Source organism: Clostridium sp. CM037 (genome assembly GCF_055081095.1).
The window spans coordinates 1287263-1312080 of sequence record NZ_CM143650.1; the positions used below are offsets into that span (position 1 = coordinate 1287263).

Annotated in this window: 22 protein-coding genes; 21 read left to right on the plus strand and 1 reads right to left on the minus strand. The window is 31.9% G+C overall.

Annotated elements, in window-relative coordinates; translation table 11 throughout:
- Positions 1-100 precede the first annotated feature (100 nt).
- Positions 101-1951: a sigma 54-interacting transcriptional regulator gene (locus ACWJKP_RS06010; RefSeq protein WP_165413172.1), complete on the minus strand. Its 1851-nt coding sequence runs from the start codon at positions 1949-1951 to the stop codon at positions 101-103.
- A 280-nt stretch (positions 1952-2231) separates the two neighbouring features.
- On the opposite strand from ACWJKP_RS06010, the gene ACWJKP_RS06015 reads away from it, so the two are divergent.
- The 21 genes from ACWJKP_RS06015 to ACWJKP_RS06115 all read left to right on the plus strand — a co-directional run bounded on the left by ACWJKP_RS06015 (position 2232) and on the right by ACWJKP_RS06115 (position 24802).
- Complete coding sequence (locus ACWJKP_RS06015; RefSeq protein WP_165413173.1) at positions 2232-3206, plus strand: 2-hydroxyacid dehydrogenase; 975 nt, start codon at positions 2232-2234, stop codon at positions 3204-3206.
- A 193-nt stretch (positions 3207-3399) separates the two neighbouring features.
- Positions 3400-4038, plus strand: coding sequence for an ABC transporter permease (locus ACWJKP_RS06020; RefSeq protein WP_165413174.1), 639 nt, complete (start codon positions 3400-3402; stop codon positions 4036-4038).
- 28 nt (positions 4039-4066) lie between these two features.
- The gene (locus tag ACWJKP_RS06025) at positions 4067-5005 is read left to right on the plus strand and encodes a glycine betaine ABC transporter substrate-binding protein (protein WP_165413175.1); all 939 of its coding nucleotides are present in this window, start codon (positions 4067-4069) and stop codon (positions 5003-5005) included.
- A 31-nt stretch (positions 5006-5036) separates the two neighbouring features.
- Complete coding sequence (locus tag ACWJKP_RS06030; RefSeq protein WP_165413176.1) at positions 5037-5990, plus strand: ABC transporter ATP-binding protein; 954 nt, start codon at positions 5037-5039, stop codon at positions 5988-5990.
- Between the two features lie 16 nt (positions 5991-6006).
- Positions 6007-6645 carry an ABC transporter permease gene (locus ACWJKP_RS06035; protein ID WP_165413177.1) on the plus strand — a complete coding sequence of 213 codons (639 nt, stop codon included), beginning with the start codon at positions 6007-6009 and terminating at the stop codon, positions 6643-6645.
- A gap of 59 nt (positions 6646-6704) precedes the next feature.
- Positions 6705-7181: a complex I 24 kDa subunit family protein gene (locus tag ACWJKP_RS06040; RefSeq protein ID WP_165413178.1), complete on the plus strand. Its 477-nt coding sequence runs from the start codon at positions 6705-6707 to the stop codon at positions 7179-7181.
- 1 nt (position 7182) lies between these two features.
- Positions 7183-9057: an NADH-quinone oxidoreductase subunit NuoF gene (gene nuoF / locus ACWJKP_RS06045; RefSeq protein ID WP_165413179.1), complete on the plus strand. Its 1875-nt coding sequence runs from the start codon at positions 7183-7185 to the stop codon at positions 9055-9057.
- A gap of 4 nt (positions 9058-9061) precedes the next feature.
- On the plus strand, positions 9062-10750 hold the full coding sequence (locus tag ACWJKP_RS06050; RefSeq protein WP_165413180.1) for a [FeFe] hydrogenase, group A: 1689 nt from the start codon (positions 9062-9064) through the stop codon (positions 10748-10750).
- A 158-nt stretch (positions 10751-10908) separates the two neighbouring features.
- Entirely contained in the window at positions 10909-11286 is a 378-nt protein-coding gene (locus ACWJKP_RS06055) for a GntR family transcriptional regulator (RefSeq protein ID WP_165413181.1), read from the plus strand.
- On the plus strand, positions 11279-11974 hold the full coding sequence (locus ACWJKP_RS06060; RefSeq protein ID WP_165413182.1) for an ABC transporter ATP-binding protein: 696 nt from the start codon (positions 11279-11281) through the stop codon (positions 11972-11974). The genes ACWJKP_RS06055 and ACWJKP_RS06060 overlap by 8 nt, the downstream gene beginning before the upstream one ends.
- On the plus strand, positions 11974-12735 hold the full coding sequence (locus ACWJKP_RS06065) for a hypothetical protein (RefSeq protein ID WP_165413183.1): 762 nt from the start codon (positions 11974-11976) through the stop codon (positions 12733-12735). Before ACWJKP_RS06060 ends, ACWJKP_RS06065 begins: the two co-directional genes overlap by 1 nt.
- A gap of 37 nt (positions 12736-12772) precedes the next feature.
- A complete protein-coding gene (locus ACWJKP_RS06070; RefSeq protein ID WP_165413184.1) occupies positions 12773-13693 on the plus strand; it encodes an ABC transporter ATP-binding protein in 921 nt (306 codons plus the stop codon).
- Positions 13686-14636, plus strand: coding sequence for an ABC transporter permease (locus tag ACWJKP_RS06075; RefSeq protein ID WP_202881871.1), 951 nt, complete (start codon positions 13686-13688; stop codon positions 14634-14636). The genes ACWJKP_RS06070 and ACWJKP_RS06075 overlap by 8 nt, the downstream gene beginning before the upstream one ends.
- Before the next feature lie 147 nt (positions 14637-14783).
- Positions 14784-15152, plus strand: a complete 369-nt coding sequence (locus ACWJKP_RS06080) for a GntR family transcriptional regulator (protein WP_165413185.1) — start codon at positions 14784-14786, stop codon at positions 15150-15152.
- 1 nt (position 15153) lies between these two features.
- Positions 15154-15849, plus strand: a complete 696-nt coding sequence (locus tag ACWJKP_RS06085; RefSeq protein ID WP_165413186.1) for an ABC transporter ATP-binding protein — start codon at positions 15154-15156, stop codon at positions 15847-15849.
- Positions 15849-16610: a hypothetical protein gene (locus ACWJKP_RS06090; RefSeq protein ID WP_165413187.1), complete on the plus strand. Its 762-nt coding sequence runs from the start codon at positions 15849-15851 to the stop codon at positions 16608-16610. Before ACWJKP_RS06085 ends, ACWJKP_RS06090 begins: the two co-directional genes overlap by 1 nt.
- Before the next feature lie 618 nt (positions 16611-17228).
- On the plus strand, positions 17229-17915 hold the full coding sequence (locus ACWJKP_RS06095; protein WP_165413188.1) for an ABC transporter ATP-binding protein: 687 nt from the start codon (positions 17229-17231) through the stop codon (positions 17913-17915).
- A gap of 12 nt (positions 17916-17927) precedes the next feature.
- Positions 17928-20441 (plus strand): ABC transporter permease, encoded by a 2514-nt coding sequence (locus tag ACWJKP_RS06100; RefSeq protein WP_462961449.1) that lies wholly within the window; start codon positions 17928-17930, stop codon positions 20439-20441.
- A gap of 391 nt (positions 20442-20832) precedes the next feature.
- Complete coding sequence (locus tag ACWJKP_RS06105; protein WP_165413189.1) at positions 20833-21519, plus strand: ABC transporter ATP-binding protein; 687 nt, start codon at positions 20833-20835, stop codon at positions 21517-21519.
- Between the two features lie 12 nt (positions 21520-21531).
- A complete protein-coding gene (locus ACWJKP_RS06110; protein WP_187351428.1) occupies positions 21532-24042 on the plus strand; it encodes an ABC transporter permease in 2511 nt (836 codons plus the stop codon).
- 52 nt (positions 24043-24094) lie between these two features.
- A complete protein-coding gene (locus ACWJKP_RS06115) occupies positions 24095-24802 on the plus strand; it encodes a lipoprotein BA_5634 family protein (RefSeq protein ID WP_165413190.1) in 708 nt (235 codons plus the stop codon).
- Positions 24803-24818: the final 16 nt, after the last annotated feature.

Below are 24818 nucleotides of genomic sequence, written 5' to 3' on the forward strand. Positions count from 1 at the left end.
TGTTATTTTCAGAATGAGTCCAATATTTTGGACTCGTTCCACAGTTTTGGACTTGATTTGTTTATAAGTATGTTGTTCAAAATAAAATCAATGATCCATATCAATCATTGATTTTATTTTGAAGATTATACCTCTTAAGTTTTTCGTAAAAACCTGATTTGCTTATGTTAAGTATCCTCATAGCTTCGGTTTTATCTCCAGCTGTGATTTTTAGTGCATTTTCAATAGCTTTTCGCTCTGCAATTTCGATTGCACCCTTGAGAGAATATCCAAAGCTACAGCTTTCTGAGCCTTTCGCTGAGGTTATGATGCTTATATCCTTCGTAAAAATTGTATGCTCATCAGATACGTTTATTGCTCTTTCAAGAACATTTTCAACCTCTCTGACGTTTCCTGGCCAATCGTACATAAGCATTTTTTTTATAACACCCGCCGATATTCTTTTCTCTTCGCAGCCCGCTCTTTTGCAAATCTTAGGAGTCAAGTACATAATCAACGTATAAATATCTTCTTTTCTTAATCTTAACGGCGGTATAAAAATAGGGAAAACGTTAATCCTATAATATAAATCTCTTCTGAATTCTCCCTGATTGACAGCTATATCTAAATCCTTATTAGTTGCAGCTATAATTTTTACGTCAACTTCTATGTAGTGTGTACCACCGACTCTATTAAATCGTTTGCTTTGCAAGACGTGTAGTAGCTTTGCTTGCATATATAAAGGTATATCCCCTATTTCATCGAGAAAAATAGTCCCCTCATGAGCAACCTCAAATAGACCCTTTTTACCTTCTTTTTTTGAACCGGTGAACGCGCCACCTTCATATCCAAAGAGCTCACTTTCTATTAATTCCTTGGGTATAGAAGCGCAATTTACATATATGAATGGCTTATTGGTTCTTCTACTACCTTTATGTATGCACTCTGCTACGAGTCCCTTTCCTGTACCACTATCGCCTAACAGAAGTACTGTAGAATCTATTTCTGATGCCTTTCTGGCAAGCTTTCTTACAGCCTTTATGCTGTCACTTTGTCCAATAATCCTTCTGAATTCGTCATAATCTTTAAGCTTATTTTCAGCATCATTAAGAGATGCTATGGCATAGTCTCTTTCTTTAATTATATTTTCAAGCTCAGTTATGTCTTGAACCTTTAATAAGGCACCTATAATTTTGTTATCATCTTTTAGCTGAACTAAAGAGCATCTTGTAGACCGGCCATTTATGTCCTTAACCTGATTAGTATAAGAAATATATTTACCGTTTGCGGCTTCTACAAAATCTACAATATTTATATTCGTTTCTTTAGGGTGAACATCAAAAATACTGTGTCCAACCACATCAATTGTATAGTTATAATCTCCCTTTGAAGCAAATATGGTTCCATTAAGGAGCTTTTTTATATCATCTCGCCTACTGGTGTAGCCTCTAGCCTGATAAAATTTTACCTGACCTGTATTGCCGCATAAAACAACCATATGTCCTATGGACTTCGTATAATTAAGTGTATATTTAATATCATTTATAGATATAATCGCCACCCTGTTACAAAAATCAATAGCTGCAGTTAGTTTATTTTTAGAATATATGTTTTCAAGATACAAAGTACTTTCTCTAGAAGAAGTGCATTCTATTACACCATTGTATGATTTATCTCCCATAATACCTATTGAAACAAAGGCATCTCCTTGTTTCAATTTTTGAGAGGATACCCCTATATTTTTTAAGTCTTCAAGAGTTAGCCCCCCATCATCCTCACCAAGCATTGTATCAGCGATTATTACAATATCATTTTCTACGATACTGCCAGCAGAATGCCCTATGCCCTGGTTATATATAATTCCAAAGATCTCTTTAGCCATTCTGTTATAACATTTAATTACTCCATTTGGGTCGACTACTATGAGGCCTTCCGAGACCTCATCAAATATAATATTAAAAGGATCCTTCATATTATTACCACCATTCTATACTCTTATTCTAGTATTTTTGCTTGGGTATACTAGATTATTTTGTATCGTTTATTTATTGTCATTCATAGCATTTCTTGCAATATGTTTTAGAAACATTATACCACTCCAATAAAAAGATAAAAATATATTACCTCTTTAAAAATACATTATAGAGTAGATAAATAAAAAAAAATCTACATTGAAGGGTAATTTTATGTATAATAAAGAAAAAAAGGAATAGTGAAAATTATTATTAATAATAATTTAAAGGAGGAAGATCATGAATAAACCTAAAATATACATTGCTCAGCGTATACCTAGAGAAGTAGAAAATTATATTGCACGATTTTGTGATTATGAAAAATGGGAGGGAGAAAAAGAAATTTCAAGAAGTGAACTATTAGATAAACTCTCTGATAAAGACGGTGTATTATTATCCGATTTTTGTATTAACCAAGAACTATTAAATAGGGCTCCTAAATTAAGAGCTATTAGCAATGTTACAGTTGGATATAATAACTTTGATTTACAAGTAATGAAAGAGAGGAACATTATAGGTACGAATACTCCAGGTGTTTTAGATGATACTGTTGCAGATTTAATATTTGGACTGATGTTATCTTGTGCAAGGAGAATTGCGAAATTAGACAGATATGTAAAGGAAGGTAAATGGACTAGAGATGATAACGAAACACTCTATGGAACAGATGTACACCACTCAACGGTAGGCATAATTGGTATGGGTAGAATAGGAGAAGCAGTAGCTAAAAGGGCAAAGATTGGATTTGATATGGAAGTTTGCTACTACAACAGAAACAGAAAAAAAGATGTAGAAGAAAGACTAGGCATTAAATATTGCGATTTTAAATCACTTCTAGCTAAATCTGATTTCATTGTATTAATGACTCCACTTAATGATGAAACACGCCACCTTATAGATTTTGAGGAATTCAATATAATGAAGAATACTGCTATATTTATCAATGCCTCTAGGGGTCAAACAGTAAATGAACAGGCCTTAATTGAAGCACTTCAAAGTAAAAAGATTTATGGCGCAGGTATGGATGTGTATGAAAAAGAGCCAGTTAATCCTGAAAATATACTGCTTAAAATGTCAAATGTAGTTACGGTTCCACACATAGGATCAGCAACGCAAAAGACCCGTTTTGATATGGCGATGATGGCTGCGCAAAATCTTGTTAAAGCACTGCAAGGAGAAATACCACCTAATATTGTACCAGAATTACAAAAATAGAAAATGTATTATAATTTGATCAGCAGCCAGTTTATAGTTTTTTATATATAAATTGGCTGCTATAATTTTTTGTGATAAGTGTAATTATTTTAGTACATTAGCTCATACAATTATATGTATTAGTATACTTTTAAGACATTCTCAATAAATAAAGTTATAAGTAGAAATTACTTTTTAGAAAGGATAGATGAAAATGTTAAATGAGGTTAGGGACTATTTACTAAGCCACATTGATAAATACTATGAAGCAGTGAGGATTCATAGTAATATTAGTGTTACAGCAGTTTTAATAAGTATAATAATAGCGGTACCTTTGGGAATTATATGTGCTAAATTCACAAAAGCAACACAGCCTATAATGAATATATTTAATCTTTTTAGGATTATTCCAAGCCTTGCAATCTTAGTGCTAGTTATGCCAATACTTGGGACTGGATACTTGCCAGCACTATTGGCACTTGTGATTTTAGCTATACCACCAATACTTATAAATACATATTTAGGGATAAAAAATATTGATGCATCTGTTCTAGAAAGTGCTGAAGGTATGGGAATGGATTACAAGAAAATGTTTTATAAAATTGAAATTCCATTAGCACTTCCATTAATAATTACGGGAGTTAGAACATCTGCGGTTGAAGTAATTGCTAGTGCGACTTTAGCATCTTATATAGGAGCTGGAGGACTAGGAGATTTCATTTTCACGGGTCTTGGTATGAATGATTTTAGAATATTAATAATAGGGGGAGCAACAGTTGCACTGCTTTCGGTAATCGCAGAAATGTTGTTATTTATGTTAGAACAAAGTATAACAAAGTATCAAAGAGACTAAAGAATACTATGTAGGAGAGTGAGTAGTTATGAATAAGAGATTAAAAAGCTTAGTCGTAGTTTCTGTATTAACAGCCTTGGTTACAGTTTCAGTTTTAACTGGCTGTTCTAAAAAGAGTGTTTCATCTGGGGATATAAATACATCACAAACTAAAAGTAAACCTACAATAAAAGTTGGATCTAAAGATTTTACAGAATCTTTAATTTTATCTGAATTATATGCAGTTGCTTTAGAAAAAGAAGGTTATAAAGTTTACAGAAAATTTAATCTTGGTAGTGCTGTGGTTCATACTTCACTTGTAAATGGAGATATTGATGTTTACCCTGAGTATACTGGTACAGGATTATTATCTGTTTTAAAGCAGCAGCCAAAGTTTGATTCAAAGGAAGTTTATAATGAGGTTTCAACGAAATACAAGGAGAAATTTAAATTGATTTGGCTTGATCCATCTTCTGCAAATGATGGGCAGGGATTAGTGATTTCCAAAAGGGCCTCTGATAAATATAATATACACACTATAACCGATCTTCAAAAAAGAGCAGGAAGTATAAGATTTGCATCGCAAGGTCAATTTGATGAAAGATTAGATGGACTGCAAGCTTTGACAATGGCTTATGGGGATTTTAAATTTAAAGATGAAAAGATCTATGATAATGGAATTAAATATGATGTGCTTCATAATGATAAAGCAGATGTTGCTGTAGCATATACAACAGAAGGACAATTAAGTAAAACTGAGTTTGCGATTCTCGAAGATGATAAGAATGCATGGCCACCGTACAACATAGCCCCAGTTATAAAGCAAGACCTTCTTGAAAAGAATCCTCAAATAAAAGATATTTTAAATAAGGTTACAAGCAAAATTGACAACGTGTCAATAATAAAATTAAATTCAGAAGTAGACATAGATAAAAAAGAATACGCAGAGGTAGCTAAGAATTTTTTTGAAAAGGAATTAGCAAAATAGAAAATGGATATACACGGAAGGAGGTAATCTTTTGAAAAGGGTAGCGATTGAATTTGTAAAAGTAAGCAAAAAATTTAAGGGTTCAGAGCAATATGCTGTAACAGATGTAAGTGCCAGTATTGAAGAAGGTAGTTTTATAACAATACTGGGAACTTCGGGTTCAGGTAAAACTACATTTTTGAAAATGATAAATAGAATATATGAATCAACCTCAGGGGAAATATTATTTTTTAAAGAAAACATTAAAAATATTCCCGCTGAAAAACATAGGCAGAAAATTGGATATGTCATTCAACAAATTGGGCTATTTCCTCATATGACTGTGGAGGAAAATATTGCTACAGTTCCGAATATTTTAAGGTGGAAAAAGAAAGACATAGCGCAAAGAGTTGATATATTGTTGGATTTAGTGAGCATTCCTTCTAAGGATTTCAAAAAAAGATATCCAAGGCAATTATCAGGAGGCCAGCAGCAAAGGGTTGGAATAGCAAGAGCTATGGCTGCTGATCCTGAAATAATGCTTATGGATGAGCCTTTTGGAGCGATAGATGCTATAACTAGACTAAATCTTCAAGAGGAACTCCTAAGAATTCAAAAAAAGCTTAATAAGACAATTCTCTTTGTAACTCATGATGTTAATGAAGCTTTCAAATTGGGGGATAAAGTAATAATCATGGATAAAGGAAAAATTCAACAGTTCGATACACCGTACAATATATTATTTCATCCAGCAAATGAATTTGTTACCCGTTTGGTCTCTTCAGAGAATGTTATTCAAAAACTTAAGTTTGTACGTGCGAGTTCTGTAATGATTCCTTTGGATTCAAAAACAATGGAAGATGACACAAGAGTTAATGAAAATGAGGATTTGCAACATTTGTTAGCATATTTTCTTAAAAAAAATATCGATCATTTGATTGTTGAGAAGGATAATCATGAAGCTGTTGGCAAAATAACACTGGAGCAATTAAAAATAAGTCAGTGAACAGGGGGGATAGTGCATGATAGAGTATTTATATAAGTATCATGATAATATGTTAACTTTGCTGCTACAGCATCTTCAAATTGTATCACTAAGTATTTCAATATCACTCGTGATTGCAATCCCTCTATCACTTTTGATTTTAAGGTCAAAAGTTTTATCTGTAGTAGTTTTATCCTCTTTAGGGGTTATTTATTCTGTGCCTAGTCTAGCATTATTTGCTTTATTAATACCTCTATTAGGCCTTGGAAAAGGAACAGCGATTTTCGTTTTAGTAATTTATAATCAGTATATTTTAGTTAGAAATATATTCGCAGCATTTAAGTCCATAGATTCATCCATTATAGAAGCCGGGAAGGGGATGGGTTTTAACCCTTTTCAGTTATTTTTGAAAGTACAAATGCCGTTAGCTCTTCCAATAATAATTGGGGGAATAAGAATTGCTACTGTAACTACCATTTCAATAGCTACTATTGCCTCGGTAATAAACGCTGGTGGGTTAGGAGTTATTTTGTTTGATGGACTTAGGATGAATTACCTTCCTAAAATATTATGGGGAACTATAATGTCTGCAGGACTTGCAATAGTTGCAAATGAAATATTATTATATTTGGAAAAGTTGGCTAGTTTTAAAGCCAGTGGTAAATGCGAAGTTTGATGTTCTTATATTAAAATATCATATTTTCTGTATTTTTTGAATTTACAAGGGGGAGAAAAATGAATACAATATTTGATTATAGTAATCTAGATACTATATTAGAAAATCATAAATTTAAATCTAGTAATATTATTGCAATATTGCAGGACACCCAAGAATGCTATAGGTATTTACCCAAGGAGGTATTCTCGTATCTTTCAGAAAAGCTTGGTATGAGCAGAGCAAAAATATATAGTGTGGCAACTTTTTATGAAAATTTTTCTTTACAACCTAAAGGTAAGTTTATAATAAAAATATGTGATGGTACTGCTTGTCACGTTAGAAAATCTGCTCCTATATTAGAAAAGCTAAGAGAACATTTAAAACTTTCGGAAACTAAAACTACAACAGATGATTTAACATTTACTTTAGAAACAGTTTCTTGTCTAGGTGTTTGTGGACTTGCACCAGCTATGAGTATTAATGATAAAGTACATGGTTCTATGACCCCAGAAAAAGCAATGGAGCTTTTAAATACTCTTAAGGAGGAAAAATAATATGCTTCATAATAGAAATGATCTAATTAATGCAAGAAATATTTATATAAATAGTTTTACAAAAGAAAAAAAGAAAATTCTTGTATGTGCTGGTACTGGCTGCGTTGCAGGTGGATCCCTAGATATTTATGATGAATTAATAAGGATTATAAAGGAAAAGGGCATAAATTGTGAAGTAAGCCTTGAGAAAGAGCCACATGAGGAAACTGTTGGAGTGAAAAAAAGCGGATGTCATGGATTTTGTGAAATGGGTCCTCTTATAAGAATAGAACCATTTGGATATTTATATTTAAAAGTAAAGATGGAAGATTGCGCAGAAATCGTGGATAAAACTATAGTTAAAGATGAATGTGTTGAAAGACTTGTATATACCAAAAATGGACATATATTTAGGAAGCAGAATGAAATTTCTTTTTATAAAAAACAAACTAGAGTTGCACTTGAACATTGTGGACACATTGATGCAACTTCAATAGCAGAATATATCGCTATAGGCGGATATTCTGCATTTGAAAAAGTACTATTTGATATGAATTCAGATGAGGTTATTAACCAAATAAATGAATCAAATTTAAGAGGCCGTGGAGGCGGTGGATTCCCTACTGGTAGTAAATGGGGGCAGGTACAGCGCCAAAAGGAAAAGATAAAATATATTGTATGTAACGGTGACGAGGGTGACCCAGGGGCATTCATGGATAGGAGTCTAATGGAGGGAGACCCTCATAGAGTTATTGAAGGAATGATAATCGCCGCTGTTGCTTGTGGTGCACAAAAAGGTTTTTTATATGTTCGTGCAGAATATCCTATTGCTGTAGATAGACTTTCGAGTGCTATTAAACAAGCAAAAGAATATGGAATTATTGGGGAAAACATTCTTGGGACAAATTTAAGTTTTGATATCCAAATTAATAGAGGTGCAGGTGCTTTTGTATGTGGCGAGGGAAGTGCACTAACAGCTTCCATTGAAGGGAAAAGAGGTATGCCAAGAGTAAAACCTCCAAGAACTGTTGAGAATGGACTTTTTGGCAAGCCAACAGTTCTTAATAATGTTGAAACTTTTGCTAATGTGCCTGTAATAATTAATAAAGGCGTAGAATGGTATAAATCAATTGGAACTAAAAATAGTCCTGGTACAAAAGCGTTTGCTTTAACAGGAAATATTGAAAACACAGGACTTATTGAGGTGCCAATGGGCACAACTCTAAGAGAAATAATATTTGATATTGGTGGAGGAATAAAAAACGGCAAAAAGTTTAAGGCTGTACAAATAGGCGGGCCATCTGGTGGATGTCTTACAATAGATGATCTTGATTTGCCACTAGATTTCGACTCACTTAAAAAAGCAGGGGCAATGATAGGGTCGGGTGGACTTGTAGTTATGGATGAAGATACTTGTATGGTTGAGATTGCAAGATTCTTTATGAACTTTACAAAAAATGAATCCTGTGGTAAATGTGTTCCTTGCCGCGAAGGTACTAAAAGAATGCTTGAAATTCTTGAAGGAATAGTTGCAGGTAAAGGAAAGATTGAAGATATAGATATGCTCTTAGAACTTGCAGATACCATATCTTCAACATCACTATGTGGACTTGGAAAGACAGCGCCATTACCAGTTGTCAGTACTATTAATAATTTTCGTGATGAGTATGAAGCTCATATTACTTATAAAAAATGTCAATCTAAAACATGTCAGAAGCTTAAGACAATATTTATTGATTCAAAAATTTGCAAGGGATGTTCAAAGTGTTCAAAAATTTGTCCAGTTGGAGCAATCTCAGGTAAGATTAAAGGAACATTTACAATTGATAAAGACAAGTGCATAAGATGTGGTAGTTGTGTTGATACTTGTGCATTTAAAGCTATAAAGGAGGAGTAATAAAATGAATGGACAGTTTATGACTATAGATAATGTACCTGTAGAAATAAAGGGCGAAAAAAATATTCTTGAATTAGTTAGAAAAGCTGGTATCGAATTACCTACATTATGCTTCTATTCAGAACTTTCAGTTTATGGAGCTTGTCGTATGTGTATGGTTGAAAACAAACATGGAGGCATTGAGGCCGCATGTTCTACTCCTCCTAAAGCTGGCATGGATATATATACAAATACTCCGAGACTTAGAAAATATAGAAAAAACATTCTCGAGTTATTACTTGCAAATCACTGCGGAGACTGTACAACCTGTGAAAAAAATACTTTCTGTAGGCTACAGGAGCTAGCAAAACGTTTCGGAATAAAGAAAGTAAGATTTGAAAATACTGCAAAAGGAGCAGAATTAGACAATTCATCCGTATGTATAGTAAGAAATCCAAGCAAATGCATCTTATGCGGTGATTGTGTAAGAGTGTGTTCAGAAGTACAAAATGTTGGAGCAATTGATTTTGTTGGCAGAGGGTCTAAAATGACTGTGTCAACGGCCTTTAATGAACCTATAAGTGGTTCTAATTGTGTTGGTTGTGGTCAGTGTGCTGCAGTATGCCCTACTGGAGCTATTGTAGTAAGAAGTGCTACAGATAAACTTTGGAAGGAACTTAGTGATAAGAATACACAGGTGGTAGTTCAAATTGCTCCTGCTGTAAGGGTATCTATAAGCAAGGAATTAGGACAAGAAGATGGCAAAAATGCAATGGGAAAAATAGTAACTGCCCTTAGAAAAATGGGATTTGATAAGGTATTTGATACCTCAGTAGGGGCAGACCTTACAATTATAGAGGAAACAAATGAATTTATTTCAAAACTTAAAAATAATGAAAGCTTACCTCTATTCTCATCTTGCTGCCCTGCCTGGGTAAATTATGTTCAAAATACTTATCCAGATTTAATGAAAAATGTTTCCACTTGTAAATCTCCTATGCAAATGTTTGCTTCTGTATTGAAGGAACATTACAAAGATGATGATAAAAAACTTGTGAGCGTAGCGATTATGCCTTGTTCATCAAAAAAATTCGAAGCAAATAGAGATGAATTTAAAAAGAATGGCGTTCCTAATGTAGATTATGTAGTAACGACGCAAGAACTTATTAATATGATAAAAGAATCAGGAATTGCGTTCTCAGAATTAGAACCTGAGGCACTAGATATGCCATTTGAAATTAGTAGTGGAGCTGGGGTTATATTTGGAGTAACGGGTGGTGTTAGTGAAGCGGTTATACGTAAAGTTTTAGGGGACCAACCAATTGCAATATTACGTGCACTTGCTTTTGATGGTGTTAGAGGCATGAACGGCGTCAAAGAAGCCAGTATTAATGTAAATGAACGCGTAATAAAATTCGCCATAGTAAGTGGACTCAAAAATGCAGATGACGTTATAAAGAAGATAAAATCCGGTGAAGCTTATTATGATTTCGTAGAAGTTATGGCATGCCCTGGTGGATGTGTTAGTGGTGCAGGCCAACCATTCGTAAAAGCAGAAGGGAAATCTAAACGTGGCACTGGACTATATAAGGCGGATAAAATGAATAGTATAAGTCGTACAGATGACAATCCATTGATGAATTCATTATATTCAGGATTGTTAAAAGGCAAGGTTCATGAACTATTACATGTATACTACAATAAAAAAAGTTGAGGAATCAACGCCCATCCATCTATGGGTGGTTTTTTTTTGTAAAATTGTATCATTATACATTTAAAATACATATTCTATGTTGACATCGTTAACGTTCTAGTGTACTATTAGCATATGTCACTAGAACGTTAATGTATTTTCTGAAAGGAGATGGAATCGTGAATTTAGAATTTAATGACAAAATGCCTATATACCTACAAATTATGGATCTTATAAAAATGGACATCGTTACAGGAAAGCTAAGATCAAAGGATAAATTACCATCAGTACGAGAAATGGCAACAAATTTGAAGGTGAATCCAAATACGCTTCAAAGATCCTATCAAGAGCTTGAAAGACTTGGAATTGTGTATACACAAAGAGGCACTGGAACATTTGTGGGGGAGGGAGAAAATATGGTAGATGATTTAAAAAAGGAAATGGCAAAGGAAGTTATAGATTTATTTATACTTAGAATGAAAAGCTTAGGATTTACTGCTAAGGAAATAATTAAATCTGTTTCAAAGGAAACTATGGAGGTGAAACAAGATGAATAGTATATTAAAATCAGAAAAAATATGTAAGTCATATTTAAATAAAAAGGCCCTACGGGGAATAGACCTAGATATAATGCCAGGAAAAATTGTAGGACTTCTTGGTCCTAATGGTAGCGGTAAAACTACATTCTTAAAAATAGCAGCTGGAATACTTCATCCATCGAAAGGAGAAATACTAATAGATGGTCAAAAGCCTGGTGTTTATACAAAGTCTATAGTTTCATATTTACCTGATAATGAGTATCTTCTAAATTGGATGAAAATAAAGGATGCGGTGAAGTATTTCAAAGACTTTTATTCTGATTTTAATGAAAAAAAGTCAAAGGAAATGCTCCAGTTTATGAAACTTGATGAAAATAGCACTGTGAAAAGCCTATCAAAGGGAATGAAGGAAAAGTTAAAGCTTACATTGGTACTCTCAAGATCCGCAAAGCTTTATATACTTGACGAACCACTTGGTGGAGTAGACCCTACTACTAGAGAACAGATATTAAATGCTATAGTTAATAACTTTAGTGAAAATAGTTCCATGATAATTACTACACATCTTGTAAATGATATAGAACGAATTTTTGATGATGTAGTATTTATATCTGATGGAGAGATAGTACTTAAGGGTAATGCAGAAGAATTACGAATTAGTAAGAAAAAGTCAATCGATGAATTGTATAGGGAGGTATTTAAGTAATGTTTAAGCTTATAAAATATGAATTAAGATCAACTTTTTTAACCATAATTGGAATATGTATATCGGTTATAATTGCTAACTTATTTCTTATGACAAAGAAAGATTCTTGGAACATTAATACAGTAACTTCATTATCTACATGCTTAATTATTGGCGCCATGATAGTAATATTTATATCTTCATTAAAAATTATGAGCAAATACTTATATGGAGATTCAGGATACCTGTTGTTTACACTTCCGCAATCTGGGAGCGCGATAATGACTTCAAGGCTGATAAGTGCCTTAATTCAAATATCCATTGTTGCGTTTGTATCCATTTTGATGCTCTATTTGACTTCAATAGACAAAATAGATTTAAGTTTTTTTAAATATTTCAAGCTCAGTGTAGTATTATTTTTTATAATTCAATATATATGGATCATTGTTTATGCCTTAACAGTTATATATTTATGCATGGTTGTTGGTAAAGTAGCCTTAAGAGGTAAAAAACTAGGTAAAATAGGTTCTTTCATAATTTTTATAATACTAACAGTAGCGATAGGCTGGCTATCATTCAAAATTGTTGAACTATTCCCTCAAACACTGAACATCGTTGGTTCTTCATTAGAGAGTAGTTTTCAATCATCTGCTTCGGCTCTTTCAATTTCAGGTGGGGAATTAAATATTAATATTGCTAATACCATATTTCAGATAATTGCTTTTGTAGGATTATTCATAACAACTACCTATCTAATAGACAAAAAATTAGATTTATCATAAGATTTAATAATTTAAAACTCATATAAGGAGGTTCAACATGGAAACTATAGTACAAATCAAGAATGTTACAAAAAAAATCGGTAAAAAGGTAATAATAGATGATCTTACTTTTGACGTGCGTTCAGGGGAGGTGTTTGGATTCCTCGGACCAAATGGCGCTGGTAAAACTACTACTATTAAAATGCTTTTAGGACTGATGTCTATTACTAAAGGTGAAATGTATATTGATGGATTAAATGTTGAGACAGATTTTGAAAAAGCCATTGTTAAAGTCGGCGGAATTATTGAAAATCCAGATTTATATAAATATTTAACTGGGTATCAAAATCTTGTTCATTTTTGGAGGATGTATCCAGACTTAAAGAAGGAACGTATTGATGAGGTTATAAAAATTGTGGGTCTTGAAAAAAGAATAAATGACAAAATAAAGACATATTCACTAGGTATGCGTCAAAGGCTAGGGGTTGCACAAGCGCTCCTTAACTCTCCAAAGTTATTGGTATTAGATGAACCTACTAATGGATTAGATCCTGCTGGTATTCATGAATTGCGTAATCATTTACGGACACTTGCAAGAGAAGAAAATGTTGCAGTAATAGTATCAAGCCACTTGCTTTCAGAAATGGAGCTTATGTGCGATAGGGTAGGAATTCTGCAAAATGGAAAATTGGTTAGAATTCAGGATATGAAAGAAATGCTTGAGGATGAGTCGGATTCAGTTATAGCTCTAGATGTTTCGCCGATTGAAAGTGCAAAAGCATATTTAGAAAGTCTTAGTAGCAAATATAAACCAGAAATAAATGAAAAAGAAATTGAAATTAAGGAAAATATAGAAAATGTTCCTGGGTTAGTTGAAAAGCTTGTGCAGCAGGGAATTAAAATTTACGGTGTTCGTAAGGTGCAACAAAGCTTAGAGAAAAAATTCTTAGAAATGACAGGGGGTAATGGAATTGCGTAAAATAATAAATCTAGTTCGTAATGAAAATATGAAACTTGCTCATAGCGTTAGCACGTGGATAATGATGGGTATATTAGTTCTTATTATAGTAGCAGTTGGGCTCTTATTTAGATTTACAGGTACCCAAGCGCCTAAAAGTGATTGGAAATCAGACATAACAATTCAAAACCAGGAAATTAAAAAATCATTAGCTAGGCCAGGGATATCTAAAATGGAAAAGGACGGAATTACAAAGCAGTTACAAACTAATGAATATCGTCTTAAAAATGACATACAACCTATACAAGATAAATCCTTATGGGGATTTGTAGAAGGAGCAAGTAGCCTAATATTTTTAATTTCTCTTTTTGCTATTATAATGGGTGGTGGAATAGTAGCCAATGAGTTTTCAGGAGGCACAATTAAATTATTACTAATTAGACCTTCAAAACGGTGGAAAATTCTACTTTCAAAATATATTTCTGTTTTAGGATACACTCTTTTCATGCTTTTAGTACTTTTAGTAGTTTCATTTCTTATTGGAGGAGCATTGTTTAGCTTTAAAGGGTCAGGTACACCATTCCTTACAAATGTTGCTGGCAAAATTAGTGAAGTTAATATGATGGCACATATTGTGGAGGTTTATGGACTTCAGTGTATAAGCTTAGTTATGATGGTTACTTTAGCATTTATGATTTCTACAGTTTTCCGTAATAGTGCAATGGCTATAGGTATTGGAGTTTTTCTTTTAACTGTAGGGAATACCGTAACAATGCTACTCACTAGATTTAATTGGTCAAAATATATTCTATTTGCAAATACGAATTTGAATCAATATATTGATGGGCAGCCATTAGTTAAAGGAATGACAATGAACTTTTCAATTACAGTACTGATAGCTTATTTTATAATTTTCAATGTTATTGCATACGCAGCTTTTATCAAAAGGGATATAGTAGCATAATATTATAAATAAAATACAGACCACCTGGATAAATATAAAATTTATCTAGGTGGTCTATATTTTCATATTGACACGATTAATGTTGCAGTGTACATATTAACATATGTCACTAGGGAATCGATGTATTTTCTGAAAGGAGATTGAATAATGAATTTAGAATTTAATGATAAAATGCCTATATATCTACAAATCATGGACCTTATAAAAATGGACATCGTTACAGGAAAGCTAAAATCAAAGGATAAGTTGCCCTCAGTACGAGAAATGGCAATGAATTTAAATGTGAATCCAAATACGCTTCAAAGATCCTATCAAGAGCTCGAAAGACTTGGAATTGTTTATACACAAAGAGGAACTGGAACATTTGTGGAGGAGAATGAAAATATGGTGGATAATTTAAAAAATGAAATGGCAAAGGAAGTTATAGATTCTTTTATACTTAGAATGAAAAGCTTAGGATTTACTACTAATGAAATAATTAAATCTGTTTCAAAGGAAACTATGGAGGTAAAATAAGATGAATAATATATTAGAATCAAAAAAAATATGCAAGTCGTATTTAACTAAAAAAGCCTTGGGCGGTGTAGACCTAGATATAATGCCAGGGAAAATTGTAGGACTTCTTGGTCCTAATGGTAGCGGTAAAACTACATTCTTAAAAATAGCAGCTGGAATACTTCATCCATCGAAAGGAGAAATACTAATAGATGGTCAAAAGCCTGGTGTTTATACAAAGTCTATAGTTTCATATTTGCCTGACAATGAGTATCTTCTAAAGTGGATGAAAGTAAAGGATACAGTGAAATATTTTAAGGCATTTTATTCTGATTTTGATGAAAAAAAAGCGAAGGAAATGCTCGTATTTATGAACCTTGATGAAAATAGCGCTGTGAAAAGCCTGTCAAAAGGAATGAAAGAAAAGTTAAAGCTTACATTGGTACTTTCGAGAGCTGCAAAGCTTTATATACTTGACGAACCGCTTGGGGGAGTAGATCCTACTACTAGAGAAAAGATATTAAATGCTATAGTTAATAACTTTAGTGAAAATAGTTCTATGATAATTACTACACACCTTGTAAATGATATAGAACGGATTTTTGATGATGTAGCATTTATATCTGATGGAGAGATAGTGCTTCAAGGTAATGCAGAAGAATTACGAACTAGTAAGAAAAAGTCAATCGATGAATTGTATAGGGAGGTATTTCAATAATGTTTAAGCTTATAAAATATGAATTAAGATCAACTTTTTTAACCATAATTGGAGTTTGTATATCTGGTATAATTGCTAACCTATTTCTTATGACAAAGAAAGATACCTGGGATGGTAATACAGTAATGGGGTTATCTACATGCTTAATTATTGGCGCCATAATAGTAATATTTATATCTTCGTTAAAGATTATGAGTAAATACCTACACGGAGACTCAGGCTACCTATTATTTACACTTCCACAATCGGGAGTATCAATAATGGCATCCAGGCTGATAACCGCTTTAATACAAATTTCCATTGTTGTTTTTGTATCCCTTTTGATGTTTAATTTGACTGTAACAGGCAAAATAGATTTAAGTTTTTTTAAAGATATTAAGCTCGGGATAATATTATTTTTTATAATTCAATATATATGGATCATTGTTTATTCCTTAACATGTATATACTTCTGCATGGTTATTGGCAAAGTAGCCTTAAAAGGCAAAAAACTAGGTAAAATAGGCTCTTTTATAATTTTTATAATACTATCAGTAGCAATAGGCTGGCTGTCAACTAAAATTACAACGCAATTCCCTCAAACAATTAACTTGAGCAATTTTTCAATAAATACGACTAATAATATATTGAATTCTGATTTCACGGTTTCAGGTGGAGCATTTAATATTAATATTGCTGATACTATATTTCAGATAATTACTTTTGTAGGATTATTCATAACCTCTACCTACCTAATAGATAAAAAATTGGATCTATCATAGGGAAAATAATTAAAACCACCTGGATAAATATGAAATTTATCCAGGTGGTTTTAAAATACTTTTCTAAATTCTTTTTTTTCTTCTAAATATTTTATTTATATTTGAGAATAACCCTAAAAGAACTCCAATTAGCACAGATTGAATCGCATATGTAAAAGTGCTAGATATATGAAAAAGCATTGCTAAGGTTGCAACTATAAATGTGCTAAGTACCAAGGTTATTAATATGAAAAGATATAGTCCTAAAAAGTTATTTATCTTAAACTTTGTTTGTATTTTACTGCTAATTAATAGCTTTTTATCAAAGTATATAAATAGACCTGCTGGAACTAAGAGTAATATTGATATTAGTATATTTGTATCTATGATTCATCATCTCCTCTAATAATTGTAATTTCAGTTGTCTATCATATAATTTCACTATTTGATTTAAATTACATAGTGAAATTATAACACATTTTTAGTGCTACTTTATTAGGTTATCTTACAAAACTGTAAGATAACTTTTTTAGTTGTAAGTGTAGAGATATGGAGTGTGAGCGGTTAGCACGGTATAATATGGTTAGCGAGGTATGATATGTATATCGTGATGGGAAAAAGAGAAAAGGAGAGATATAAATGGAAATTTTAAAGGTTGAAAATTTAAATAAAACTTATGGTACCGGCGAAAACAAGGTGGATGCACTTAAAAATATAAATTTATCAGTTGGTAAGGGTGAGTTTGTAGCAATTGTGGGAGCATCAGGTTCTGGAAAAAGTACACTTCTTCATTTACTAGGAGGACTCGATAGGCCAACATTTGGCAATGTAGTTATTGATGGAGAAAGCATTTACGATTACAAGGAAGAAAAACTTGCAGTGTTTAGAAGAAGAAAAATAGGTTTTGTATTTCAGTTTTATAACTTACTACCTATTTTAGATGTAGAGGAAAATATAGCACTTCCAGCACTTCTTGATAATGATAAGGTGGATAAAATCTATTTAGAAGAGCTTATTAAAGTATTAGGACTTAGCGAGCGGAAAAATCATCTTCCATCAGAATTATCAGGGGGTCAACAGCAAAGGATATCAATTGGTAGAGCGGTATTTAATAAGCCGTCAATAATACTTGCAGATGAACCAACAGGAAATCTTGATACTAAAAATTCAAAAGATGTTATGGAGTTATTAAAATTTACGACTAAAAAATATAACCAAACATTAATACTTATTACCCATGACGTTAATATAGCAAACATGGCAGATAGAGTTATTACTATTGGAGATGGTGAAATAACTTCTGACAAAGACTTAAAAATAAAATAGGAGGTGAAAGAGATGATAACTAGTTATAAACAGCTCACAGGGAAATATTTAAAGAAAAATAAGAAGAGAACTAAACTTACGATTATTGGAATAACGTTAGCAGTTGCACTTATATCTACAATAGGACTCTTCTCTAAAGGAATGCAGGATGCGCAGATTCAGCGTGCTATAAACAGAGATGGTGCTTATCATTTGATTTTTACAAAAACCAATGAAAAGTTAATACCTAAAATAGTTAATAACCCTAAAGTATCTAGGAGTGGATTGTATAATATTAGTAAAAAAATAAAGCTAGGGGATAAAGCTGCTGTTAATGTAATAACAGCAACAGACAAGGCTTTAGAACTTTTGCCATATAAAGCCAAGATAGGGAGATTGCCGGAAAAAGAAAATGAAGTAGCGATGGAAAAGTGGATATTACCATTTGTTGATAAAAACGCTAAAGTAGGGAATAAAATCAAAGTTAGTAATAAGGAGTATACTCTTGTAGGAATACTTAAGGATGATATAATAAGTCAAATGGAGGGTATAGGAGTAATTTTATCCAAAAATAATAATATTAATAAACAAAATGCAGCGTTACTGATAGAAATAAGCCCAAAAACAAACTTAAAAACTGCCGTAGGCGAATTAAAGCAGTTAGGTAAGAAAGATACCGTTAAGGAAAACAGTTATTTGCTACAAACGCAGGGAGCAGGAGATTCTGGTTCAGGTCTCAAAGGATTATATATAGCCTTAGCAATAACAATTGGAATAGTTTTAATAGCCACTGTAGCCGTAATATATAATTCATTTCAAATAAGTGTTGTGGAAAGGATTAAACAGTTTGGACTTTTAAGAGCAGTAGGAACTACTCCAATGCAAATTAGAAAAATTGTCCTAAGAGAGGCAACAATCCTCGCCGCAATAGCTATTCCATTAGGCTTACTATGCAGCATTATAATTATATATGGAATAAATAATGCATTTAAATTAATTGGTGCAGATTCAGTTATGACTATGAAAATCTCTATATCCCCTATGATTTTATGCATAAGTGCGGCTGTAGGTCTTATAGCAATATACCTATCATCACTCGTACCAGCATTCTTCGCAGGCAGAATTTCACCACTGAATGCTATAAGTGGTAGAACATCTATAACAAAGGAGAAAATAAAAAGAAGAAAGAATAAAGTTATTCAAAAAATATTTGGGTTTGAGGGAGCATTGGCAGCTAAAAATATTAAGCGAAATAGAAAAAGATATAGATTAACTATTTTTTCTATAGTAATAAGTGTGGTGTTATTTGTTGCGTTTAAATCTTTAATGGATATGTCACTCAAGATATCACCAGATCTTAATGAATTAAAAAACATTCATTTCTCAGTTGTACCATGTTCTGCTGGAGGTAGAGGTAACCTCGAAAACACAACTATAGATAATATTAAAGCATTAAAGTCTGTAGATAAGGTATATAAAGAATATAATCAAATTAATCCATATTTTTTTGACGTGGCAGTAAACAAAAATAGTGAAGTTAAAGAAATTCAGGACATGAAAAATATATATAAAAAAACAACTTTAGATGGAGTGGAGAAAACCCTTATAGAAGGTTCTAGCGATATATATGACAAGGAGTCTCTAGAAGTTTCTAAAAAATATTTAAAATCAGGGAATATTGATATAGAAAAACTAAACAGTGAAAATGGAGTAATCTTAATTAATAAAAATAAAATACATGACGAAGCTACAAAGAAAGATTATTTCGGACCAATAGCAAATATAAAAGTAGGAGATGAAATAGCTCTTCAATATGATGCTTCTGAGGAAGGGGGAGCCGCTAAGGCAAAGACTGTATTTGGTAAAGACAAAGTTAATAAAGTTAAGGTTATGGCAATTCTTGAGAGTGATCCTTTTAATAAGTTGAAAACCTCTAATGGATTTAAAATAATCACAACAGAAGAAATGGGAAAGAAATTAACCGAGGGCAAGGACATCAAACCTGTAAACTTAAATATAGTTCTTAAAGATGTAAAAAATGAAGAAGTAGGAAAAATAGGAATAGAAAATGCCATAAAATTAAATCCCGATTTAATGGTAATAAATAAAATAGATGCTAATAGAACTGAAAAATCCATAATATTAATGGTCCAGATATTATTGTATGGATTTATACTAGTAGTGTCCTTAATAGGTAGTGTTAATATTATAAATACATTAACAACAAATATTATTCTTAGAAAAGGGGAGTTTGCTACATTAAAGTCTATAGGGCTAACTCAGAAGGGGTTAAAGAAAATGATTGCACTAGAAGGACTTCTCTATGGAATCGTTGGTTCTATATATGGATCAATAATAGGCTGCGGCATATCATTCCTACTGTTCAAATCAATGAGTGCTTTTAGAGAGATGAGATGGATGGTGCCATGGGAGGCAATAGCTATTGCGGGAATCGCCTCTATAGTAATAAGCTATATTTCAGCATTATCACCACTTTCAAAAATTAAAAAAGAAAATTTAATTGGAGCAGTTATAGAAGATTATTAATCAATAAATACGACTAATATTATATTGAATTCTAGTTTCACGGTTTCAGGCGGAACATTTAATATTAATGGCTGTCGGCATTGGAGTTTTTCTTTTAACTGTGGGGAATATCGTAGCAATGGTACTCGCTACATTTAATTGGTCAAAATATATGCATATTTGGCCTTTGTTAAAAGAGATATAGCATAATAGTATAAAAAAAATATAAAACACCAGGTTGAATATGAAATTTATCCAGGTGTTTTTGTTTTTGAGTTATTGGTTTTATTAGACTATCTTACGGTACTGTAAGATAACTTTTTTATTTGTAAGTTGAGTGATATGGAGTGCAAGTGGTGAGTGAAGTATAATATGGTTATAGTGATGAGAAAAGAAAAAAGGAGAGATATAAATGGAAATTTTAAAGGTTGAAAATTTAAAAAAAACTTATGGTAAAGATGAAAACAAGGTGGAGGCACTTAAAAATATAAACTTATCAGTTGCTAAGGGTGAGTTTGTAGCAATTGTGGGAGCATCAGGTTCTGGAAAAAGTACACTTCTTCATTTGCTCGGAGGACTCGATAGACCAACATCTGGCAATGTAGTTATTGATGGAGAAAGCATTTATGATTATAAGGAAGAAAAACTTGCAGTGTTTAGAAGAAGAAAAATAGGTTTTGTATTTCAGTTCTATAACCTACTACCTATTTTAGATGTAGAAGAAAATATAGCGCTTCCAGCACTTCTAGATAATGATAAGGTGGATAAAATTCATTTAGAAGAGCTCATTAAAGTATTAGGGCTAAGCGAAAGGCGTAATCATCTTCCATCAGAATTATCAGGGGGTCAACAGCAAAGGGTATCAATTGGTAGAGCTGTATTTAATAAGCCAGCTATAATACTTGCAGATGAACCTACAGGAAATCTTGATACTAAAAATTCAAAAGATGTTATGGAATTATTAAAATTTACGGCTAAAAAATATAATCAAACTTTAATACTTATTACCCATGACGTTAATATAGCAGCCATGGCAGATAGAGTTATCACCATTGGAGATGGTGAAATAACTTCTGACAAGAACTTAAAAATAAATTAGGGGGTGAAAGAGATGATAACTAGTTATAAACAGCTCACAGGGAAATATTTGAAGAAAAATAAAAAAAGAACCGCACTTACGATTATTGGAATAATGCTATCAGTTGCACTTATATCAACAATAGGACTTTACTTTAAAGGAATGCAGGATGTTCAGATACAGAATGCTAAAAATAGTGGAGGTTCTTTCCATTTAGCATTTCAAAAAACAGATGAAAAGTTAATTTCTAAAATAGTTAATAATCCTAAAGTGTCTAGGTTTGGATTGTATACTATAAGTGAAAAAATAAAGATAAATGATAAATTAGATGTTAACATAATAACAGCAACAGACAAGGCGTTAGAACTTTTACCTTATAAAGCAAAGATAGGGAGATTACCAGAAAAAGAAAATGAAGTAGCAATGGAAAAGTGGATATTACCATCTATTGATAAAAATGCTAAAGTAGGGAATAAAATTAAAGTTAGTAATAAAGAATATACTCTTGTAGGAATACTAGAGGATAATTTAAACACTCAGTTGGATGGTAATGGATTAATTTTATTTAAAAATAATAATATTAACAAGCAAAATGCACAGTTACTTGTAGAAATAAGCTCAAAAACAAACTTAAAAACTGCCGTGAATGAATTAAAGCAGTTAGGGGAGAAAGATACCGTTACGGAAAACAGCTATTTGCTACAAATGCAAGGAGCGGGTGAGGGTGGTTCAAATCTTAGCGGATTATATGTAACGCTGGCAATAATAATTGGAATAGTTTTAATTTCAACAATAGCCGTAATATATAATTCATTTCAAATAAGCGTTGTGGAAAGAATTAAACAGTTTGGACTTTTAAGAGCAGTGGGAACTACTCCAATACAAATTAGAAAGATTGTCCTAAGGGAAGCAACAATCCTCGCAGTAATAGCTATTCCACTAGGACTCATATGCAGTATTATAGCTATATATGGAATAAGCATTGCATTTAAATTAATTGATGTAGATTCAGTTATGATTATGAAAATCTCTATATCGCCTATGGTTTTATGCATAAGTGCAGCAGTAGGTCTTATAGCGATATACATATCAGCACTCGTGCCAGCATATTTCGCAGGCAGAATTTCACCACTGAATGCTATAAGTGGTAGAACTTCTATAACAAAGGAGAAAATAAAAAGAAGAAAGAACAGAGTTATTCAAAGAATATTTGGGTTTGAAGGAGCATTGGCTGCTAAAAACATTAAGAGAAATAGAAAAAGATATAGAATAACTGTTTTTTCAATAGTAATAAGTGTGGTGTTATTTGTCACTTTTAAATCCTTCATGGATATGTCACTTAATATATCATCCGATCTTAATGAATCAAAAAACATTCATTTCACAGTTATGAGAAGTAATGATGAGAATGGAACAGAAAACTTCATAAACAGTAAAATAGAAGATGATATTAAAGAACTGAAGTCAGTTGATAAGGTATATAGAGTATTCAATCCATATTGTTTCGATATGACAATAAGTAAAAACAGTGAAGTTAAGAAAATTCAAGATATGAAAAATATATACAAAAAAACAACTTTAGATGGAGTGGAGAAAACCCTTATAGAAAGTTCCATTTCAATTTATGATAAGGATTCACTAGAAGTTTCTAAAAAATATCTAAAGTCAGGAAATATTGATATAGAAAAACTAAATAGTGAAAATGGAGTAATCTTAATTAACAAAAATAGAGTATATGATGAAAATACAAAGAAAGTGTATGTTGGACCACTAGCAGATATAAAAGTAGGAGATGAAATAGACCTACAATATGATGCTTCTTTTAATGGGGGTTTTTCTAATAAAGCAAAGGTTGAATTTGGCAAGGGCAAAGTTAATAAAGTAAAGGTTATGGCAATTATTAATGAACCTTTTGATTATTGGGGATCTCCAAATGGATTAAAAATAATCACAACAGAAGAAATGGGAAAGAAATTAACAGATATTAAGGAGATTAAACCTACAAACTTAAACATAGTTCTTAAAGATGTAAAAAATGAAGATGCAGCGAAAATAGGAATAGAAGCTGCCATAAAATCAAATAATTCTTTAACGGTAATAAATAATATAGAATCTAATAGAAAAGAAAAATCCTATATGTTAATGGTCAAAATATTATTGTATGGATTTGTACTAGTGGTTTCATTAATAGGAAGTGTTAATATTATAAATACATTAACAACAAATATTATCCTCAGAAAAAGAGAGTTTGCTACATTAAAATCCATAGGGCTAACTCAAAAGGGTTTAAAGAAAATGATTGTGCTAGAAGGACTTCTCTACGGCATTGTTGGTGCTATATATGGCTGTATAATAGGCTGCGGCATATCCTTTATGATGTTCAAAGCAATGGGTGGATTTAGAGAGATGCGATGGATGGTGCCCTGGGAGGCAATAGCTATTGCGGGAACTTTCTCTATAGTAATAAGTTATATTTCGGTATTATCACCACTTTCAAGAATTAAAAAAGAAAACTTAATAGAGGCAGTTAGAGAAGATTATTAATAATAGTATATTACACAAAAAATAAATCCAAGGAATAGGGGAGATTGTATTTATGAAAAAAATAAACAAATGGATTATAGGGGTTGTTGCTATTATAGCTGTTGTTGTTATAGGTGTTGTAGCAGCACAAAAGGTAAAACTTTATTTAAAAGGACCAAGTTGTCCTTTTAATGCAATTATAATAAGTGGAGAAAATAACAGTATTAGCAAAGCAAAGGATGCTTATAAAGACAATACTAAATATACAAAAGATTATAAATACAAACTTGTAACTCAAGATAAGAGTGTTGTTGTTGACGGAGAAACCGTGACAGTTACTGAAAAATATTTAATAATGACTAAAGAGACGGCAAAAGCTATGTTAAAAGATCAATTATTTCGTATTAAAAAAAGTAATGATAATAATGGAAGTATAGATACAAATTTACTTACAAATATACCGAATATTGATGATAATCAAAGTGTTTATTTAGGAAGTGACTACAAAAAAACAATACAAAAGTTAAATATTAAAGGAATAGATATACCCTTAAAATATGGAAATTATTCATGGATAGGTTATTGCCCACAAGAAGGCACAATAATTATAACGGATAATGATACTTATAAAATAATAGACGGATCAGAAATAAATATGAGTCTTATTAGATTTAAAAAAGGAACTATGGATTGTAAAAGTGAGAAAGATAAAGCAAAAGTTAATAATAAGCTATCAGAAGTAAAAAAAATAGATATAAATTATGTGATTGTAGAAGATTAAAAAAAAACTTAAGTGG

Coding starts and splice junctions, on each gene's coding strand:
- ACWJKP_RS06090 (WP_165413187.1), top strand. CDS start 15,849: ATGTTTAAGCTTATAAAATATGAATTAAGATCAACTTTTTTAACCATA.
- ACWJKP_RS06110 (WP_187351428.1), top strand. CDS start 21,532: ATGATAACTAGTTATAAACAGCTCACAGGGAAATATTTGAAGAAAAAT.
- ACWJKP_RS06040 (WP_165413178.1), top strand. CDS start 6,705: ATGAATACAATATTTGATTATAGTAATCTAGATACTATATTAGAAAAT.
- ACWJKP_RS06010 (WP_165413172.1), bottom strand. CDS start 1,951: ATGAAGGATCCTTTTAATATTATATTTGATGAGGTCTCGGAAGGCCTC.
- ACWJKP_RS06095 (WP_165413188.1), top strand. CDS start 17,229: ATGGAAATTTTAAAGGTTGAAAATTTAAATAAAACTTATGGTACCGGC.
- ACWJKP_RS06020 (WP_165413174.1), top strand. CDS start 3,400: ATGTTAAATGAGGTTAGGGACTATTTACTAAGCCACATTGATAAATAC.
- ACWJKP_RS06065 (WP_165413183.1), top strand. CDS start 11,974: ATGTTTAAGCTTATAAAATATGAATTAAGATCAACTTTTTTAACCATA.
- ACWJKP_RS06025 (WP_165413175.1), top strand. CDS start 4,067: ATGAATAAGAGATTAAAAAGCTTAGTCGTAGTTTCTGTATTAACAGCC.
- ACWJKP_RS06080 (WP_165413185.1), top strand. CDS start 14,784: ATGAATTTAGAATTTAATGATAAAATGCCTATATATCTACAAATCATG.
- ACWJKP_RS06115 (WP_165413190.1), top strand. CDS start 24,095: ATGAAAAAAATAAACAAATGGATTATAGGGGTTGTTGCTATTATAGCT.
- ACWJKP_RS06085 (WP_165413186.1), top strand. CDS start 15,154: ATGAATAATATATTAGAATCAAAAAAAATATGCAAGTCGTATTTAACT.
- ACWJKP_RS06070 (WP_165413184.1), top strand. CDS start 12,773: ATGGAAACTATAGTACAAATCAAGAATGTTACAAAAAAAATCGGTAAA.
- ACWJKP_RS06015 (WP_165413173.1), top strand. CDS start 2,232: ATGAATAAACCTAAAATATACATTGCTCAGCGTATACCTAGAGAAGTA.
- nuoF (WP_165413179.1), top strand. CDS start 7,183: ATGCTTCATAATAGAAATGATCTAATTAATGCAAGAAATATTTATATA.
- ACWJKP_RS06060 (WP_165413182.1), top strand. CDS start 11,279: ATGAATAGTATATTAAAATCAGAAAAAATATGTAAGTCATATTTAAAT.
- ACWJKP_RS06100 (WP_462961449.1), top strand. CDS start 17,928: ATGATAACTAGTTATAAACAGCTCACAGGGAAATATTTAAAGAAAAAT.
- ACWJKP_RS06050 (WP_165413180.1), top strand. CDS start 9,062: ATGAATGGACAGTTTATGACTATAGATAATGTACCTGTAGAAATAAAG.
- ACWJKP_RS06105 (WP_165413189.1), top strand. CDS start 20,833: ATGGAAATTTTAAAGGTTGAAAATTTAAAAAAAACTTATGGTAAAGAT.
- ACWJKP_RS06035 (WP_165413177.1), top strand. CDS start 6,007: ATGATAGAGTATTTATATAAGTATCATGATAATATGTTAACTTTGCTG.